At 47.4% G+C, this 18334-nt stretch carries 17 protein-coding genes, 1 pseudogene and 1 riboswitch; of the genes and pseudogenes, 13 read left to right on the forward strand and 5 right to left on the reverse strand.

The genetic code is table 11. The features are described 5' to 3' along the window. Window positions 1–5: 5 nt before the first annotated feature. From GK047_RS30485 to GK047_RS00180, 3 genes and pseudogenes are all read right to left on the reverse strand, one after another. Window positions 6–122, reverse strand: a pseudogene (locus GK047_RS30485) (Lhr family ATP-dependent helicase); the annotation flags it as partial. Next, the gene (locus GK047_RS00175; protein WP_163940042.1) at window positions 110–3538 is read right to left on the reverse strand and encodes a DEAD/DEAH box helicase; all 3429 of its coding nucleotides are present in this window, start codon (window positions 3536–3538) and stop codon (window positions 110–112) included. The gene GK047_RS00175 and the pseudogene GK047_RS30485, both read right to left, overlap by 13 nt. 339 nt (window positions 3539–3877) lie before the next feature. After that, complete coding sequence (locus tag GK047_RS00180; protein WP_145661635.1) at window positions 3878–4099, reverse strand: helix-turn-helix domain-containing protein; 222 nt, start codon at window positions 4097–4099, stop codon at window positions 3878–3880. Between the two features lie 193 nt (window positions 4100–4292). Here GK047_RS00180 and GK047_RS00185 point away from each other — a divergent pair, with 193 nt between their 5' ends. The 7 genes from GK047_RS00185 (at window position 4293) to GK047_RS00215 (ending at window position 10785) form a co-directional block, all read left to right on the forward strand. Beyond that, complete coding sequence (locus GK047_RS00185) at window positions 4293–4964, forward strand: DUF6483 family protein (RefSeq protein ID WP_163940043.1); 672 nt, start codon at window positions 4293–4295, stop codon at window positions 4962–4964. Between the two features lie 69 nt (window positions 4965–5033). After that, window positions 5034–5765 (forward strand): class I SAM-dependent methyltransferase, encoded by a 732-nt coding sequence (locus GK047_RS00190; protein WP_205516176.1) that lies wholly within the window; start codon window positions 5034–5036, stop codon window positions 5763–5765. Window positions 5766–5775: 10 nt separating this feature from the next. After that, window positions 5776–6747 carry an MBL fold metallo-hydrolase gene (locus tag GK047_RS00195; RefSeq protein ID WP_163940044.1) on the forward strand — a complete coding sequence of 324 codons (972 nt, stop codon included), beginning with the start codon at window positions 5776–5778 and terminating at the stop codon, window positions 6745–6747. A gap of 87 nt (window positions 6748–6834) precedes the next feature. Next, entirely contained in the window at window positions 6835–7797 is a 963-nt protein-coding gene (locus GK047_RS00200) for a phosphatidylglycerophosphatase A family protein (RefSeq protein WP_163940045.1), read from the forward strand. A gap of 216 nt (window positions 7798–8013) precedes the next feature. After that, complete coding sequence (locus GK047_RS00205) at window positions 8014–9060, forward strand: GerMN domain-containing protein (protein ID WP_163940046.1); 1047 nt, start codon at window positions 8014–8016, stop codon at window positions 9058–9060. A 329-nt stretch (window positions 9061–9389) separates the two neighbouring features. Then, a complete protein-coding gene (gene rph, locus GK047_RS00210; protein WP_163940047.1) occupies window positions 9390–10148 on the forward strand; it encodes a ribonuclease PH in 759 nt (252 codons plus the stop codon). Then, complete coding sequence (locus GK047_RS00215; RefSeq protein WP_163943472.1) at window positions 10132–10785, forward strand: XTP/dITP diphosphatase; 654 nt, start codon at window positions 10132–10134, stop codon at window positions 10783–10785. Before rph ends, GK047_RS00215 begins: the two co-directional genes overlap by 17 nt. Before the next feature lie 45 nt (window positions 10786–10830). Here GK047_RS00215 and asnB read toward each other — a convergent pair whose 3' ends face one another. After that, window positions 10831–12675: an asparagine synthase (glutamine-hydrolyzing) gene (asnB, locus tag GK047_RS00220; RefSeq protein WP_163940048.1), complete on the reverse strand. Its 1845-nt coding sequence runs from the start codon at window positions 12673–12675 to the stop codon at window positions 10831–10833. A 176-nt stretch (window positions 12676–12851) separates the two neighbouring features. Here asnB and GK047_RS00225 point away from each other — a divergent pair, with 176 nt between their 5' ends. The 6 genes from GK047_RS00225 (at window position 12852) to GK047_RS00245 (ending at window position 15819) form a co-directional block, all read left to right on the forward strand. Next, window positions 12852–13208 (forward strand): hypothetical protein, encoded by a 357-nt coding sequence (locus GK047_RS00225; RefSeq protein ID WP_163940049.1) that lies wholly within the window; start codon window positions 12852–12854, stop codon window positions 13206–13208. 46 nt (window positions 13209–13254) lie between these two features. Next, window positions 13255–13368 (forward strand): DUF4023 family protein, encoded by a 114-nt coding sequence (locus GK047_RS00230; RefSeq protein WP_163940050.1) that lies wholly within the window; start codon window positions 13255–13257, stop codon window positions 13366–13368. A 157-nt stretch (window positions 13369–13525) separates the two neighbouring features. Then, window positions 13526–13657, forward strand: coding sequence for a hypothetical protein (locus tag GK047_RS30060; protein ID WP_275901610.1), 132 nt, complete (start codon window positions 13526–13528; stop codon window positions 13655–13657). A gap of 107 nt (window positions 13658–13764) precedes the next feature. Beyond that, window positions 13765–13969: riboswitch (cobalamin riboswitch) on the forward strand. Between the two features lie 285 nt (window positions 13970–14254). Then, complete coding sequence (locus GK047_RS00235; protein WP_163940051.1) at window positions 14255–14692, forward strand: ATP-binding cassette domain-containing protein; 438 nt, start codon at window positions 14255–14257, stop codon at window positions 14690–14692. 4 nt (window positions 14693–14696) lie between these two features. Beyond that, complete coding sequence (locus GK047_RS00240; RefSeq protein ID WP_163940052.1) at window positions 14697–15344, forward strand: ABC transporter ATP-binding protein; 648 nt, start codon at window positions 14697–14699, stop codon at window positions 15342–15344. A gap of 97 nt (window positions 15345–15441) precedes the next feature. Further along, window positions 15442–15819 (forward strand): (2Fe-2S) ferredoxin domain-containing protein, encoded by a 378-nt coding sequence (locus GK047_RS00245; protein WP_163940053.1) that lies wholly within the window; start codon window positions 15442–15444, stop codon window positions 15817–15819. Between the two features lie 91 nt (window positions 15820–15910). On the opposite strand, the gene metE is transcribed toward GK047_RS00245, so the two are convergent. Further along, the gene (gene metE / locus GK047_RS00250) at window positions 15911–18214 is read right to left on the reverse strand and encodes a 5-methyltetrahydropteroyltriglutamate--homocysteine S-methyltransferase (protein WP_163940054.1); all 2304 of its coding nucleotides are present in this window, start codon (window positions 18212–18214) and stop codon (window positions 15911–15913) included. Window positions 18215–18334: the final 120 nt, after the last annotated feature.

An 18334-nucleotide genomic window follows, 5' to 3' on the forward strand; every position in this document is an offset into this window, starting at 1 on the left:
CTAATTTCCCCCGATGAACAAAGTAAGTCCAAATCCTGCTTGCGGTAAGCCGGCTGACGCGTCGGAAACAGGATGTTCTCCCATTGGGAGACAGGTAGAAAAAAACCTTCTAAATCGCTAATGACATCGCGAGCTTATCCATTCCTGTCCGTTCGGTCCGTTCCGAAAGCTTGCGCAATAGCGGCATGTGCTGTACATACATGGCTGGCGAAAAGGCTTGCCCGTTACGTCGGTACGACTGAAGCGAAAGACGAATGAGTCGGGAGGCTACTTTACTGCTTGTCCATAGCTCCTCCTTATCCGCATCAACGAAAGGCGCGATTGTAACCATGCCTGCAAGAGAAGCTTCTTGAATCCACGATGCTGCAAGTGTTAGGGGCAGTTCATAGCGCTCTGACAGTTCATCTGTCGTGAAAGAGAGTTTACCATCGGCAAATCGTTGGAAAACAAACGCTCTGGATACAGGCGAATGTCCAAGAGAACGATAAAACTCATGTTCTTCGCTGCAAATGAACCGAGTCACCCCTCCTAATGAGATATCCGTAACGGAACCTTGCTGCATAAGCCCACCTACCCAAGTGCTTACTTGCTGACCCTCATTTGAACTTACTTTACGAAGCTCATCTAATGAAGCGTCTCCACGTTCCTTCAAATAGTGAAGCACATCTTCCTTTGCATCCAGAGGCTCATCTAATTTAGCAAGCTTATCGGCTTCAGCAGCCATGACTTGTGGATTAACCTGATTGCGAACCGCTTCAGCGCCGAATATTTCTGCGGCCATTTGAAGACTAAAGCCAAGTAGCTCCACCTGTAAATCTTGAGAAAGTGCATCGGATTCATACATTCTTCGCTGCACATAATCCGACTGGAATTGAGCCGCTAACGGTGACGGAAAATGATTGCGATGCGCAGCGAACTGTATGTCTCCAGCGGTGATAGCTTTAAGAATGTGCTGGAGATGCTCGATGTCCACATGTTCCTCCAAACATTCTCTCATTGCTTCTTGGAAAAATGGAAAGCGTTCCTTAAAGGGAAGTGCGTCCTTTAGCAGCTCATGACCACGAAGTCTTTTCTTCCAAGCGGGCATTCTGGTGAAACTGCGGGATAGAAGCAGGGAAGTTTCAGCTAAACGCTGGAAGGCTGCTGCGAACATACCGGATTCAGCGACACTTTCAATAACGCTCTGCTCCGCCTGTGTTGGAGTTAGTGCCATGATGACCTGTAAAATGGCTTCGCTAAAGTCTGGGAAAATAAGCTCAATCCCGTTATCTTTGGCATTCGAATAAATAGCCGGGAGCCCCTTGTGCTTCAAAGCTCTGTCGATTGCCATCAACCAAGTTCGATTCAGCTTTCGTCCGAAGAGGCTGTGAAGAACATAGTGCGTTTGATTATGTTCGTCGGCAAAAGTTTCGATGACGATGGTTCGATCCGTCGGTACCGTATTGACGGCTATTTGATTACGGACTAATGCGATTAGCGAACTGCTTGCTTCGTAATCTAAATTATAGGTTTTCTCTAACCAATCTTGGACGCGTAGATCGATTTCCGTGCGCTGCTCCGCTGCGCTGGAGCCAGGGAGGAGGTTATTTTGGCGAGCGGATTGATCAGGTTGAACGGACTGAGTTAACTGAACAGATTGAGAAGACGGAACTGATTGAACTGACTCTGACTGAGAAGACTGAGAAGACGGAACAGACTGAACAGATTGAGAAGACTGGTCGTTTATGCTCCTCAGTAAAAAATTACTGGGCATTACCTGTAGACGGTCGCGAAGCTCCCGCCAGATTTGCCCGGTTTGTACCCCAAGCTCGAATGATTTACCGCCGGTTTCCCCGCGCCAAAAGGGGATCTCGCTGTAGCGATTGTCGGCTTCGCGAACATAGATCCGCTCAGGGCGGATACGCACGATGCGCCAAGAGGCCGTGCCAAGCTGGAACACGTCGCCGATGGACGACTCGTGGATGAACTCTTCATCGAGTTCTCCGAGATGAAGCCCGGTTTCATTATGGTGCACGGGATAAGCCGTGCTCTGAGGGATAGTGCCAGCGCCAGTAAGCGCAGCCATTTGCGTTGCCGCCACAGGATACAGGCGGCCGGTGTCACGATCCCATTCGATAAGGGGGCGCACGAATGGATAAAGCCCTGCGAGCACCTCAAGCATGGCGAGCCATTGTTCGCGCAGCAGTCCGCGGAAGCTGTCGCTTTGAGTGAGCAACTGTTCAAGGCGCGCTAGATCCAAATTATCGCCCATGGCCACCATGGCGACGATTTGCTGCGCTAGGACATCGAGGCTCCCCCTCGGAATGCGAATAGCTTCGATGTCGCGCGCCGCGATGAGCTGGCTGAGTACAGCCAGCTCCGGCAGCAAGCTGCGGCTTCGCGCTAGCAGAACGCCGCGACTCGCGCTGCCAACTGCGTGGCCGGAGCGGCCAATGCGCTGGATGCCAGCAGCCGCAGTGAACGGTGAGTCGATTTGGATGACCAAATCGACATGACCAACGTCGATGCCGAGCTCTAGCGACGATGTAGCGACAAGGCAGCGAAGCTCGCCTGCCTTGAGCATGCGCTCGACCTCGAGGCGCTTTTCGCGGGCGACGCTGCCGTGGTGACTCTTTGCGATCTCATACCCGACGTGGTCGTTGAGTCGCAACGTCAACCTCTCGCAAAGCCTGCGGCTGTTTGCGAATACAAGAGCGGTGCTGCAGCCTTCCATAAGCTGCAAAAGCTTCTCCACAAGCGGCGTCCATACCGCCTCTTTGTCTGCTCCCGCCCGAGCGGGTTCAGGCATCGTCACAATCAGTTCATATCGTTTCTCCGCTTTGCTTTCCACAATCGCAACTTCTCGCGGCTGTGTTCCTTCCCAGCCCCCGAGATAACGGCCGACTCGCTCGATTGGCTTCTGCGTCGCAGATACCCCGATTCGCTGCACAGATCGTTCACACCACGCAGTAAGCCTCTCAAGCGTAAGCGATAAATGCATGCCGCGCTTGTCCGCTGCCAAATCGTGGATTTCATCGACGATGATCTGTTCTACCTGCTTAAGTATCTCTCTTGCTCGCGGAGAAGTAAGAAGTAAATAGAGCGACTCGGGCGTAGTTACGAGAATATCAGGAGGGTGTTTGAGCATCGATGCTCGCGTACTTTGCTTCGTATCGCCAGTTCGCACACCGACTGTAATCGCACACCATGCCGCAGACTCCGCATCAGTTGAAACCATCTGTTCAATTTCTGCCATGAAGTGAAGCAAATGATCATGAATATCATTATTTAGTGCCTTTAGCGGAGTTACGACCAGAACTCTAACGCCAGGCGTATATACGTCCAGCGTTTGTTTCTTTTTAGCGATACCATCCATGCATGGCATTAAAGCGGCTAACGTCTTCCCGGACCCGGTAGGTGAAGAAATGAGCGTGTGCAGGCCTGAAGCGATTTGCTTCCACGCCTGCTGCTGAACATCGGTCGGTTCTCCGAATCGAGAAGCAAACCACTTCTCCAGAATGGGATGAAAATTGTGTGCATGCAACATGCAGTCCGCCATTTCATCCGCTCCTTTACAACATTTTCTTCCAACATAGCATATCGCACTTCTTACCGCCAGCCACACCCCTAGCCAGGGCAAAAAAGAGCCCCGCTTCGAAAGGAAGGGGGCCCAAAAATAAATATGTAGAGCGCTTACCTGGAGGAGGAAAGGCGCTGATTACCAAAGTCGATGTATAAACTTAGTATAGCATTTGTTACAAAGCGCCAATAGAGTCTAGAGTCAGGGGAGGAGTGGGTTTAGTGGTATATAGTTCCACAAAATACAACATAAAAAGCCCCCGCGGCACTCCTCGAAAGGGAGGCCCGAAGGCTTGCATGGATCCAAGTGCCGGCGGAATCAGATCTTTAATTCCCCAAGCTTGATCAGTTCTACAACCGCTTGTGAACGACCCTTTACGTTCAGCTTCTGCATGACATTAGAAATGTGATTTCTCACAGTTTTTTCGCTTATGAAAAGCTGCTGTGCGATATCTTTAGTCGTTTTGTCCTGCACTAATAGTTCGAATACTTCACGTTCGCGGTTCGTAAGTAGAAATTTGTTTTTGTGGTCGCTGGCCATGGATGTGTGTCACCCCTCCTTGCTCGGGTATTGGGAAATACAAGGTTAAGGGATACAGTCAAAGTTAGTTTATGAAGGGCTATTGTCAATGGTGCGGTATAGAAGGAAAAATAGGCGTCAAACGGTTTTGAGTTTCATCCTGAGGCATGTTAAGCTGAAAAGAGTCAGTTCTCATGCAGAAAGGAGGTTGCTCTTGTTCAGACGTGATTATTTTATGCGACAGATCGAACAGATGACCGTGACGCTGCATCGAATTTTATTCAACAAAGAACATATTCCGATCAGTGATGCAAGGCAAATGTTAGATGAGGCAAGCCGCCATCTCCTAGGTTTGAATGTAAAATCGCTGCAAGCTTTGTCCAGTAAAGATATTTTGGAATTATTGACGTACCAAGGAAATACGGATACTGCCAAGGCGATGGTGATCGGAGATTTGTTCATTGGTCAAGGCGACATGTATCGACAACATGAGCAGTCGGGCCCAGCTTATCACTCTTATCTCAAATCTTTAGATCTTTTATTACTTCTCGCTTCTACTCCGCCTGCGGATGATCCCGATGTAAGGGAGGAACTGCAGCCGAGAATCAATCATAGCTTAGTACGGCTGCAGCAATGGGACTTGCCAGCGGATATGAAGCTTCGGTTATTTGCTTATTATGAGCATTGGGGCGATTTCGCAAAGGCGGAGGATGTGCTTTTTCACTATATGGAGGATCATGCCGAGTATAAGACGGAGGCTAGGAATAAGGGCATTTTATTTTATGAACGGTTAATTGAAAAAAACGAAGATTTGTTGGTGGCTGGAAATTTCAGCAAAGAAGAAGCGGAAGATGGACTTCGTTTTCTGAAAGAGAAGCAGCAGTAAGATTCGAATCTCCGTACATACGTGAACTTATCGAAAATTATACTTTTAAAACAAAAGGTGAGAATACTAATGGCTTGGTATCAGGAAAGTTTCGGGAATGATTATTTGGTCGTTTATAAGCATAGGGATTTGCAAGGCGCCTACCATGAAGTGAAGAAAATGATGGATTGGCTCGATTTACCTCAAGGTGTGGAGGTATTGGATTTGTGCTGCGGTATGGGTCGACATTCCATGGCGTTAGCTGAGTTTGGGTATGAAGTAACTGGCGTCGATTTGTCAGAGGTGCTACTGGATGAAGCGGTTAAGCAGGATGTTAATAAGCAGGTGAAGTGGCTGCGTGGCGATATGCGGGATGTCCCGCTTGAGCAGCCCTATGATGCTGTTGTGAATCTGTTTACTTCGTTTGGTTATTTTGATGAGGATGAGCAAAACGAGAAGGTTTTTCATGAAATCCACCGTTTGTTAAAGGCGAATGGACGTTTCATTATCGATTTCTTGAATCCTGTTTATGTGAAAGCGAATCTCGTACCACAGTCGGAGCGCTCGGAAGAGGGACTTCTCATTCGCGAGTCCAGAAGTATTGAAGATGGGTGTGTTCGCAAAAGAATCGTGATTTCACAAGAAGATGGGCCTGATCGCCATTACTTGGAGCAGGTTAAGCTGTATGAACGGGCATCTTTTGAAACGATGTTACGGAAAGCAGGTTTACATATTGATGATGTGTTCGGGGGCTATGACGGACAATCTTACGATGCTCAAACGTCCAGCCGGATGATTTTTGTTGGACATAAGGAAGGATGAACATCACGAAATGAACACCGTAATTGAGCATAATGACTATATTATACAAGTCAAGGTTCCGCTGCCCTTCCCGCTAAGATGGGTGAATGCATACCTCATACGCGGCAGCAACGGTTATACCGTCATAGATCCGGGGCTTCGCACCCCGGATGCCGAGGCGCTCTGGCACGCGGTGCTGGATGAGCGCAAGATTGCTTTCGAGCACGTCGAGCAAATCGTGCTCACTCACCACCATCCTGATCATTACGGGATGGCGGGGTGGTTCCAGGAGCGGACTGGCGCGCCGGTTCTCCTCTCGGAGACCGGCTGGCGTCAAGTCCAGCTCCTCTGGGGCGAGGAGCAGCCGATGTCGGCGCTGCTCTTCGAGCTGTTCTTCCAGCATGGCCTCGATGCCGCCATGCTGGAAGAAATGACGAAGCATATGGCGAGCTTCGTCCCGCTTGTATCCCCGCAGCCGCAGATTACGCTGCTGGGAGAAGGGCCTGTGCGCCTCGGTGACCGCGTGTACGAAGCGATCGAGACCCCCGGCCATGCCGCGGGTCATCTCATCTTCTATGACGCCGAGGCGGAGATCATGTTTTGTGGCGACCACGTCCTGCCGCAAATATCGCCTAACGTCAGCTTCCTCCCGCAAGTGGAAGCGAACCCGCTCGGCGCGTACCTCGGCAGCCTGAGGGAGATCAGCAGGCTGTCTGTGAAGATGGCGTTCCCAGGGCATCGAGAGCCCTGGTCCGGGTTCAGCGCGCGCGCAGCTGAGCTTGTACGCCATCATGAAGAGCGATTAGTGCTCATGGAGCAGAAGCTGCACACGCCGCTCACGGCTTATGAAGTATGTCGCGCGACGTTTGGCGATCGGCTCTCCATTCATCAGATGCGATTCGCGTTATCGGAGACGATTGCTCATCTAATTTTACTTGAAGCTGAAGGCCGCATCCAGCAGTTGGAACAGGCGAGCGAAATGATTCGTTATACCGTTGTTTAGCGGAGTATTCATTAGATCAATTTAATCTCATAAGATTTCTTAAGTCACTTTGTATCATCTGTGGCTTATGAACGGAGGAATTCAGTCATGAGAACATTCTTGAAAGAAAAAGCGCTAGTTTTGAATGAAATGAGAGATGAAGTTTTTCATCATTTTCCTCAAGCCGATATTGAAGCTGCGGTTGCCCGTCTTCTGGTTGAAGTGAAAGGGATCAAAAAAATTCCCTATGATCTGATTACAGACACTTTACTGGGCGTGTTAAGCAAAACAGAAACCTACAACGTAATGACGACGCTGCTGGAGTTGGAAAAGAAAGTGAAGCACGATCCAGAGCTGTTGGCTAGTATGAAAGATTCCGGCTACAACCTGCATCGCACGATCGCGATGTCGATCTGTGGGATGTATGGGAGCGGGGCTAGCTCGTTGTTTGGCTTTTTAGACTGCAAATTTCGTTTCTTTTTTCCAAATAAAAGACCCAAATCCTTTGTTTCCAAAGGGGTTTGTGCATTAGTAGCTTCAACGGCCAGTGTGGTCATCTCGGAGAAAGTGAAAGAAGACTACACACAGCGTAATTTAACCTTGCTTGATTCACGCGGAGTGTCCCTAGACGATATTGTCGATATCGTGGATATGCTTCAGAGACCTTATAGTCCGGATCTGGAACGTAAGGTGTGTGAACAACATGTACTAGCGGTTCTTCGCAAGCAGCAAACGTATCATGCCGTCCAGCTAGCGATTAAAATCGATGCGGGCGTAGAGAATAATGAATTTAGCAAGCAGTATAACCATATCGTTGGCAGCGATGAAGGGTTGTTCGGCGTCGATGAGTCGATCGCGACAGCGATTCCTCTCATGTACGGTACGATTGCATTGACTAATTTTGGTTATTTGGACAAAGCGAAGATCGGGATTATCAAGGAACTAGATAGTGACCATACAGGCGGCAAATGCAATACCTTTGTTGACGACTTGGTTTGCGGGCTTGTGGCGGCTGCTTGTGGAAGGCTGGCGCATAACAACATTTCGACTTTCAATAAACCAACGGATTAAAAAAAGGAATAAGCATCTCCAACCACTTAGATGTGGAAGGGGATGCTATTTTTATGCTTGCTGTCAGTTTTTGAAAAGTTATCGTAACTTGACCACCTTTTTGAACAAAAAGGAGTTATAAATCGGACAAAGCCTCGTATACATAGTATTACGAAAAGTGTTTAGTACAGGCTAGCTATTGAAATAGCTGCGTAAACTTAAAGGAGGAAACAAGCTATGAAACAACAACATTGGATTCGTTCAGCCGCTATCGTGGGGGCGATCGCCTTGCTGACCACAGGCTGCTCAGTTTGGGGTTCTGGCAAAAAAAGTGACATCGACGCGCCTCCAAAAGCGGGAACGGAAGCAGAGGCTGTTACAACCTCGGGAGCGGTAACCATTGATATGGGTGCAGACAATTCGTCACAAATGACCGTGTATGTGAAGGATGCCAAAGGCTTCGTCGCTCCTGTTAGCCTAGGTCTGCCCAAGTCACCTTCTGTCGCGAAGACGACGCTGGAATACATGGTGGATGGAGGACCTGTCAACGGTCTCCTGCCAGCTGGCTTCCAAGCGCTGCTCCCGAAAGACACGAAAATAATCGGCGTTAACGTTACAACTGACAAAAGGGCTGTCGTGGATTTCTCTAAAGAGTTTTTGAATTATGACCAGCAAAATGAACGCAAAATTCTTGAGGCTGTGACCTGGACACTTACAAGTTTCCCTACCGTCGAGAAGGTACAGCTTCGTGTAGATGGCAAGGAATTGAAGGAAATGCCGAAAGGTAAAACGCCACTTGAAGGCGTCTTAGCACGCTCGATGGGCATTAACATCGAAAAAGCGGAAGATGCCGAATTCGGGCAATCAACGCCGGTCACGCTCTACTTCTTAAATCAAAATGATCAAAATTACAAATATTATGTACCCGTTACGCGTTTGGTAAAAAGAACGGATGATGTTGCGCAAGCAGTTGTGAACCAACTTATCAAGGGGCCAGATTTGAAAAAGGGCTTGAGCAGTGTGTTGAACGCGACGACGGAGGTAAAGAGTATCAAGCAAGTGGATGGAATCATTACAGTCGATTTCTCCAGCAAGCTGCTTGGTCCTGATCAGAAAGCGTCTGGCGATGCTTTGCAATCCGTCATCCTTTCCCTTACAGAGAATGCGGCAATTAAACAAGTGCAAATCAAAGTGGATGGCGCTGTGAAAATAACATCGACAGATAATCAGAATTACACGAAACCCGTTTCTAGACCTGCACATGTGAATCCAGTCAAGCTATAACATAAAAGAAAGCCAAGCTATTAGAGAAGGATCTCTTTATAGCAGGGTGTTTCAGAGAAGACCTCTTGAGATAGAGGTCTTCTGTATTAAACAAGGATCTGAAATTCGGCTTTCGTTTCCACGCGATCAGTGCGAATGTCACTTTTTAGTGAAGATAACTTATTTTTATAAAAGGGAAATGAAAATTAGGTGGATTTTTTCCTGAATTGGAAATATTAAAATGAATAAGGGGAAGAGCTGGGAGATCTAGCCTCTTTTTTTACAAAAGTCCGTTACTGCATTACAATAAGGCATAGGGAAGATATGTACAGGAGGAGAACAAACAATTTATGAGAATCAATGGAAGAACGAATCAAGAACTGCGGCCTATGAAAATAACCCCTAATTATATAAAACACGCAGAAGGCTCGGTGCTTATCGAGGTCGGGGATACTAAAGTCATATGTACAGCAACCATTGAAGAACGAGTCCCGTCTTTCATGAAAGGGCAAGGAAAAGGCTGGGTTACTGCAGAGTATTCTATGCTTCCACGAGCGACTCAAGTAAGGAATCAACGTGAAGCGGCTAAGGGCAAGCAGGGTGGCCGTACGATGGAGATTCAACGTCTTATTGGACGTGCTCTTCGCTCGGTGGTCAATTTGGAAGCACTAGGAGAACGTTCCGTAACGTTAGATTGCGATGTGATTCAAGCTGATGGAGGTACACGAACGACTTCCATAACAGGGGCTTTCGTGGCAATGGCAATTGCGATGAATAAGCTAGCGACGGATAAAAATTTAAAGCAATTTCCAATAAATGATTTTCTCGCGTCAGTCAGCGTAGGGGTCATCGGCAGCACACCTCGATTAGACCTTAATTATGAAGAGGATTCTCAAGCGAAAGTTGATATGAATGTCGTTATGACAGGATCAGGTCAATTCGTAGAAATCCAAGGAACCGGCGAGGATGCTCCCTTTTCTCGTAAGGAGCTCGATGAACTGCTAGCTCTTGCCGAAACGGGTATCCAAGCAATGATTGAAGAGCAGCGTAAGGTGCTTGGGCCAATCGGTGCCCGTATTCGAGGTGTGGAACATGCTGCTGCAGAGTAACTTTGTTGTTATTGCGACACGGAACGAAGGTAAGGTAAGAGAGTTTGCAAAGTTATTCGGACCTAAAGGCTACAAAGTTAGAAGCTTGTCCGATTATTCCGATTTGCCGGAGATCGTGGAGAGTGGGGTTACGTTTGCAGAAAATGCGCGAATCAAGGCGCAGATCATCTCCGCGCATCTGCACGTACCTGTGCTTGCGGATGATTCCGGCCTATGCGTTTCCGGGCTTGACGGCGCACCGGGCGTATATTCTGCTCGGTTCGCAGGTGAGGATGCAACCGATGCAGATAACAACGCCAAGCTGCTGCAAGCTTTGATCGATCAAGCTTCTTCTAAAGAACTGGCTGTAGATGGCAACCATCCGAAGCTCCTTAGCGAAGCCGCTTTTGTTTGCGCGCTTGCGCTAATCGATCCTGTGGCTAATGAAATCATCGAAGCAGAAGATCACTGTGATGGCTATATTATCAGCGAAGCTAGAGGGGAAAGTGGATTCGGGTACGATCCGTTTTTTTACATCCCTGAGTTAGGCAAGACGATGGCCGAAATGACCGTTGAAGAAAAAAACGAGATGAGTCATCGCGCCAAGGCGCTGCGTAAATTTTTGGACCGACTGCCTAATGAGACGGCTGAAAAATAGGAAGAAACCTGCTTTCCCATATAGGGATAGAGCAGGTTTTTGTTTTTAACGAATCGATATTTTGTAGGCGCGCAGCCAAGTATCTACTTGTGCCAAATAAGCGAACAGCTGGGGGCCAGACATGAGTTGACCGAACCACGGAATGTTGACGTCGGCACCTTCTGAGCTAGCTAACTCGCGAATCTTTTTCACATCGATGAAGGGGAGGAGGGGGGAGCTGGAATCGTCAAGTATCTCCAATACCCATTTTCTTACGGCGGTCAAATAATTTGGATTGTGCGTTTTCGGATAAGGACTCTTTTTGCGAGTCAGCACGTCGTCAGGCAGCACGCCTTTGAGTGCTTTACGCAGAATTCCTTTCTCGCGGTCTCCGGAAGTCTTGATTTCCCAGGGAATATTCCAAACGTACTCCACGAGTCGATGATCACAGAAAGGGACGCGTACTTCTAGACCAACAGCCATACTCATGCGATCTTTACGATCTAGGAGGGTCGGCATGAAGCGGGTGATGTTCAGATAGGACATTTCGCGCATCCGATTCTGCTGCTGTGTTTCTCCAGCTAGCCGCGGTACTTCGCTTAAAGCTTGCTGATATCGATTGCTGACATATTCGACAGGCTTAATCCAATCGACAAGATCGGGGGCTAGGATGTTTACCCGATTGTGCAGCTGGAGCGACCAAGGGAATGTGTTGGCCTCAAGGGCGTCTTCACGATGGAACCACGGGTATCCGCCAAAAATTTCATCGGCCGCTTCTCCTGAAATAGCAACGGTCGCTTCTTTTTTTATTTCTCGACAAAACAAATACAGAGAGCCATCGACATCAGCCATCCCTGGTGTGTCACGGGCAAAAAGGGCCGCTTTTAGCGAATCGACAAGCTCTGGTGTGTCAAATTCAATGTAGTGGTGCGCTGTGCCTAAATGCTCTGTCATTCGTTTAATCCAAGGTGCATCAGCATTAGGCTGAAAAGCGTTTGCTTTGAAATATTTATCATTGTCCACATAGTCCACGGAAAAGGTATGAAGTTGACCCTTGCCGCTATCTTTGTGATGGTACGCAGCTAAGGTGGTTAGAGCGCTTGAGTCTAAGCCTCCGGAGAGAAGCGTGCAAATCGGGACATCCGAGACCAATTGCCGCTCCGAGGTATCTCGAAGCAGCTCTTGAACGTGAAAAGCCGTCGCATCGATGTCGTCTGGATGCGGTTGGCTTTCTAATTTCCAATAAGTGCGGATGGACAAGCCATTGCGGTCGAATACAGCGCATTGTCCGGGTTTGAGTTCGGACATATTGCGATAAATCCCATGTCCTGGCGTTCGTGCCGGTCCGATTGCGAATATTTCCGCTAAGCCCTCCGCGCCTACCTCTGCCTTAAAGTCTGGATGAGCAAGTATCGCTTTTGGCTCGGATCCGAATAGAAGAACGCCATTCTGATGAGAATAAAAAAGCGGCTTAACGCCGAGTCTATCCCTGACTAAATACAGAGACTGCTCCTGGTCGTTCCAGGCCGCGAAAGCAAAAATACCGTTTAGGCGATCCACACACGCGCGTCCCCATTCGATGAAAGCGACTAACAGAACTTCTGTGTCGCACGTTGTGCGGAAGTGGTGTCCGCGTTGCTCGAGCTCTTTTTTCAGCTCAGGAGCGTTGTAAAGTTCACCATTATATACGATCGTGTACGTATAATCACCTTGTTTTCGGATCATCGGCTGAGCGCCGTTTTCCGGATCCATCACACTGAGTCGCCGATGGCCAAGCGCACAATGCTGCGAGATCCAAGTGCCGGAAGCATCGGGTCCGCGCAGATTTAACGTTTCCGTCATATTCTCTAGAATGGACGGGTACCCGGTCAAGTCTTTCCGCCAATCTATCCATCCCGTTATTCCGCACATAGATGTTCATCCCTTTCCTTAAGACAGCATGATGTTAAAGGGTATGCATTCAGAGGGGATAAAATGTCTGTCCCGAAGGACGCTGCTATGCACATTTGGGGCGGATTTTGTATTTTACAAGCAGGACTGTTACAATAAATCCAATTATTACTTATTAACTGACGAAGGTGATGACGATGAAAAAGAAACATTCTAGAGCACAAATTGATTACTTGGCATCCAGAGAGCATTTTTTACAAATTAGCAATCAAGCAGATAAGCGCATTGAGGAATTGAAAGAGCAGGGTCACGAGGTAGGGCAAGAGGAAATGGAAGAGATTGTAGAGCGCGTTGGACTCCACCGTGCTTATAACGAGTTGACTCAGGCTGAAAATGTGTTAATTAACTGGACTCAAACCGCTATCAAAACAGAGCCGGAGTTCATTCAGAAGAAAGATCACTTCGAGGCCCTTTACGAAAAAGTGAAAACAGATGCAGAGGCTCGCGGTGCCATCCTTAATTTGGCGATGCGTTTAAATTTAGATAAAGTGTGACATCCTATTGAGGTAGTGCCATTCTTTCTTCAGGAGGCGAATGCTCATGGACAGTCATTTCATTAGCAAGCTGCATGAAAAGCAGAGAAAAGCCGAGAAGAATTTCAGGACACAAGGGGATAAACGTCCGGAAAGTAATATGCCGAACAACAAGCACTAATGTCTAATGGCACCACCGAGGACCTGCAGGGGAACGATCCCTTGCAGGTTTTTGTTATTCGGTTTGATGAATTTCCTGATTTCTACAGCATATTTGAGGCTGCGTAGATTCATACTAGATAAGTACCTACTACACTTACAGGAGGATTTTGCCCCTTATGAGTAAGAAGAAAAGCTTGGACGCAAAGACGCAAAGCACAATCGACCATTCGAAACAATCTTCCAGGATTCAACAAAACTTGGATTCAACAGAGCCTGGTCACCATCCGTCGAATCGCCCTTCTGTATAGGTAAGGAACATGGAATGCAGCCCCAGCCTGCCTAGGCTGGGGCTTTTTTCCTTGTGAGAATCTAGGCAATGAGGTAAGATGAAGCTTGAGTTTGTGAAGGACAAAATAATTACATACGGAAACTAGGTGCTTGCTTGAATCGTACTTTTACAATTCAAACAAGCTTAAAAGGGAAGTTCGGTTGAAGCCGACGCGGTCCCGCCACTGTAACAGAGGAGTCAACGTCAAGATACCACTGATCTTCGGATCGGGAAGGTTGACGTATGATGATGAGCCTGAAGCCAGGAGACCTGCCTATTTCTACAGCACTGTCATGTACCTACGGGAGATAGGGAGGTGTTAGATGAGCGATCAGCGAAATAAGCGATAGGCGTCTTTCCCTTGAGTTAAGGGGGAGGGCGCCTTTTTAGTTGAGTTGACAAATCATTGCGAGTAGCAAGTAATTAATTGTAATATTTACCATTAAATAAGCGCTGAGCATTCAGCGTGTATCTTATGAGAAGGATGCTAAATTTCAAACGTTTTTCCCTATTGGGAACACAACGAATCTATGGTTGAATATCAAGAAAGTGCCGTCACTTCAAGAAGTAAAAGTGCGTGAAGCCATTAATCTTGTATAAGTCCTATCCGCATGAGTTAAGCGGCGGTATGCGTCAGAGAGTTGTTATCGCCATGGCAATGATTCATCGGCCCGATATTATTGTAGCAGATGAGCCTACGACCGCCCTTGATGTCAGCACACAAGCGAGAATCATGGAGCTTCTTACGAAGCTGAGAACACAGCATCACGTAGCTCTTATTTTTATTTCTCATGATTTACGTGTAGTGGCGCAGATGGCCGATCGTCTTTGTATTATGCGACATGGACAAATGATAGAAAGTGGAGATGCTCGTTCCATCTTTATGAACCCATCGCATACGTATACAAAGCAATTGCTTTCCGCAATCCCTAAGCTTCCAGCCACTTCGATACGAAGCAATATGAATGCTTACATAGCAGCGGGAAGCGAGGGAAGTGCTCATGCTAACCATTGAACATATGAAGAAAAGTTTTCGCAAAAAGCATGTCCTGCGGGATATATCGTTTATTGTATCATCAGGAGAAAGTGTTGGATTAATCGGCAAGTCAGGATCGGGAAAAAGCACAATAGCTCGATGTATTGTTGACTTGGAACGACCGGATGGAGGAGATATGCTCTGGAAGGGAAGCTCGCTGAGCGACAAGAAGATAAGGCGAGAATCGAGACGATCTATCCAAATCGTCTTTCAAGATCCCAGAAGCAGCCTCAATCCTGGATGGACTACACAAAAAAGTCTAAGGGAAGCTTTTAAGTGTTTTCATGCGGAAACCATTCTGAACGAAGAACGGATATTTGAAGATTTGCTTGTTTCCGTTGGTTTGGATGAAGGCTATTTGAAACGCTACCCGCATGAGATGAGTACAGGGCAATGCCAGCGAGTGTGTATAGCCCGTGCCTTGGTAGCCAATCCAGAGCTAATCATTCTCGATGAATGTCTTTCAGCCCTGGATGTCTCTGTTCAGGCACAGGTGATGGAATTGCTGCAAGAGCTACATGACACTCGGAACGTTAGCTACTTATTTATTTCGCATGATATTGCTGTAGTGGCGTCTTTATGTGATCGCATACTGGTGATTGATCAAGGGTGTCATTGTCGAAGAAGGTAAGGCGAACGAGCTTAGCCAAAATCCGCAGCATGCTTACACACGCGCTCTTTTAGCGGACTTACCGAGTTATCCAAATTTTAAGTAAGGAGGTGGCGTGATGAGCACTTGGGATTTATCTACAGTTCAGCATCATGTACTAATTTGTAATGGCGGTTCTTGCCTAAAGAAGTTAGGCGATGAAACCACATTAGCTATTCGCGATGAGATTTCGCTGCAAGGGGCCGAGCATCTTATTCATACAACGAGAACCCGATGTAACGGTCGCTGTGAGGACGCTTGCGTAGTGACCGTTTATCCAGAAGGAGTGTGGTATAAGCAAATGACGCCAGAGGCTGGGCGAAGGCTTGTGCGAGAACATTTATTAGAGGGGAAACCTTTAGAAGAGCAAATGATTTATAGCTATCAAGACCGTTTTGTACCTACAGGACAAGGAAATGTAGGCATAAGTCGTCGTAAAGTGGATAAAAAATCTTGAGATAGCTAAACAAAACCCTCATCCATCAGGTTATGGATGAGGGTTTTGTTACGTTTCAAAGCTATGACTTCACAGGCATCCAGATTGTCAGTTAGGAAACAGGCAGTTGTCTTCTTACTCTAAACAGCTTGGCGGCTTCTACCATGACACGCAACGACGCGATTGTTTCTTCTTTGCCTCTCGTTTTCAACCCGCAATCCGGATTGATCCAGAACAATTCAGGCTCAAGAACTTGAAGGGCACGCTCGATCATTTCCACCATTTCGTTGACGGAAGGTACGCGCGGGCTATGAATGTCGTATACGCCAAGCCCGATACCTTGATCATACGTATGCTCTTCAAAGCTATGAATCAGCTCGCCATGGCTGCGCGAAGTTTCGATGGAGATAACATCCGCATCGAGCGCGCGAATGGAATCAATGATATCGTGAAACTCGCAATAGCACATATGCGTGTGAATTTGGGTTGTGGCTTGCACAGTAGCTGTGGATAAACGGAAAGCGAGCACGGACCAGTCCAAGTAAGCTTGCCAGTCTTGTTTTTTCAATGGCAAGCCTTCACGCAGCGCAGGCTCATCCACTTGAATCATTTCGATGCCAGCTTGTTCCAACGCTTCTACTTCTTCACGCAGCGCGAGGGCAATTTGGTACGCAACTTGTTCACGTGTAATATCACTACGAACAAAGGACCAGTTCAAGATGGTAATTGGGCCTGTCAGCATGCCTTTTACGGGCTTCTGTGTAAGCGACTGAGCATATTCCGTCTCCTTTACGGTCATAGGCTGTACGAATTCTACATCTCCGAAAATGATCGGGGGCTTCACACAGCGCGAGCCATAAGATTGAACCCAGCCATTCGATGTAAAGGCGAAGCCATCCAACTTTTCTCCGAAAAACTCAACCATATCCGTACGTTCGAATTCCCCGTGAACAAGCACATCAAGTCCGAGTTCCTCTTGAGTCGTAATCCATTGTGCAATTTGTTCTTGAATAAACGCCTCGTATTGTGCAGGGCTCCATTCGCCGCTTCTCCAATGCTTGCGTGCATTTCTAACCTCAACCGTTTGCGGAAAGCTTCCGATCGTCGTCGTTGGGAGGAAAGGGAGCTGCCACTTCTGTTCTTGTAGAACGCTGCGTTCAGCAAAGCTTTTGTTCCGCTTGCTTGGAGCGGCGGAGATATTTGCTGTCGCTTGCTGAACTTGCTGCTTATTTCTGTAAGCCGAAGTGCTTATCGCCGCAATTGTTTGTTGGTTGGCACTCAGTTCAGCTGCAATTGCATCTTTGCCTGCGTTCAGAGCCTCTGTTAAGATTGTGATTTCACTTAACTTCTCTTCGGCAAAAGATAAAGCATTGCGCAGTACGGGCTCCAGTTTGGATTCTTTGCGCGTTGTGACCGGAACATGGAGTAAGCTGCTTGAAGGCTGAATCAGTATACGCTCATAAGGAACAGACGAAGCGGCAAGAGTTTCTAACAGTTGAAGCTTCTGCTGAAGATCCTCCAGCCAGATGTTACGACCGTCGATTAGACCCACACCTAGGACTTTATCGGTTGGAAACCCAATCTTTTGGATGTTCTGTAAGTTCTGTACCAACCCATGAACAAAGTCGAGTCCAATTCCTTTCACAGGCAGAGCCACGAGTTCTTCATAGTATTCGACAGCATCGAAATACGTTTGCAGCATGATGTTGAGCTTAGGTGCAGCTGCGGCAAGCGCTGTGTAAATATGGTGAATACGCGTTAGGTCCTCTTTAGACAATGATTGAACCAAGATCGGTTCATCAATTTGTACCCAAGTCACACCTTCCTGCTCAAGCTCAGTCAAAATCTGCGTGTAGAGCGGAAGGAATACTTCAATAAGCTCATCGATTTTATCGGATTTAAAGCCTTTTGAAAGCTTTAAAAAAGTATAAAGCCCAATAAGTACGGGTTTTCCCTCGATGCCTAGCTTTTGTTTGGCCTCACGGTAAGCTTCCAGCGGTTTGTTCACGGTTAGCTTAGGTTCAGTCTCATTTAATTCTGGGACAATGTAATGATAGTTGGTATTGAACCACTTGGTCATTTCACAAGCTGTTGCCCCTTGGCTTCCGCGCGCCATTGCATAATAGGTAGTAAGGGGAACAACGCCGCCTTCGTAAGGAAATCTTTTTGGAACAATACCGAACATGGTGGAGGTGTCCAGCATATGATCGTAAAAACTGAAATCATTGACTGGAATAAGCGCAATGCCTTTTTCCTGTTGAAGCCTGAGGTTACTTAACCGAATTTCTTCGATCTGCTTTAAAAATGCAGGTTCTTCCAATTTGCCAGCCCAGAACGCCTCCAGTGTTTTTTTCCATTCACGATTTTCTCCGATTCTTGGAAATCCCAGGTTACTGCTTACGATTGCTGTGGACATTTGAAAATACCTCCCGTGAATATTAATTTTTTGAAAAGTGGCCATAAAAAAGGGCATCTTTAACCTTTAGAAAAAGGTTAAAGATGCCTCGTGTTTGTGCAAACCCTGGCTGCCATCTCT

Source organism: Paenibacillus sp. SYP-B3998, from assembly GCF_010820665.1.
Taxonomy (GTDB): domain Bacteria; phylum Bacillota; class Bacilli; order Paenibacillales; family NBRC-103111; genus Paenibacillus_E.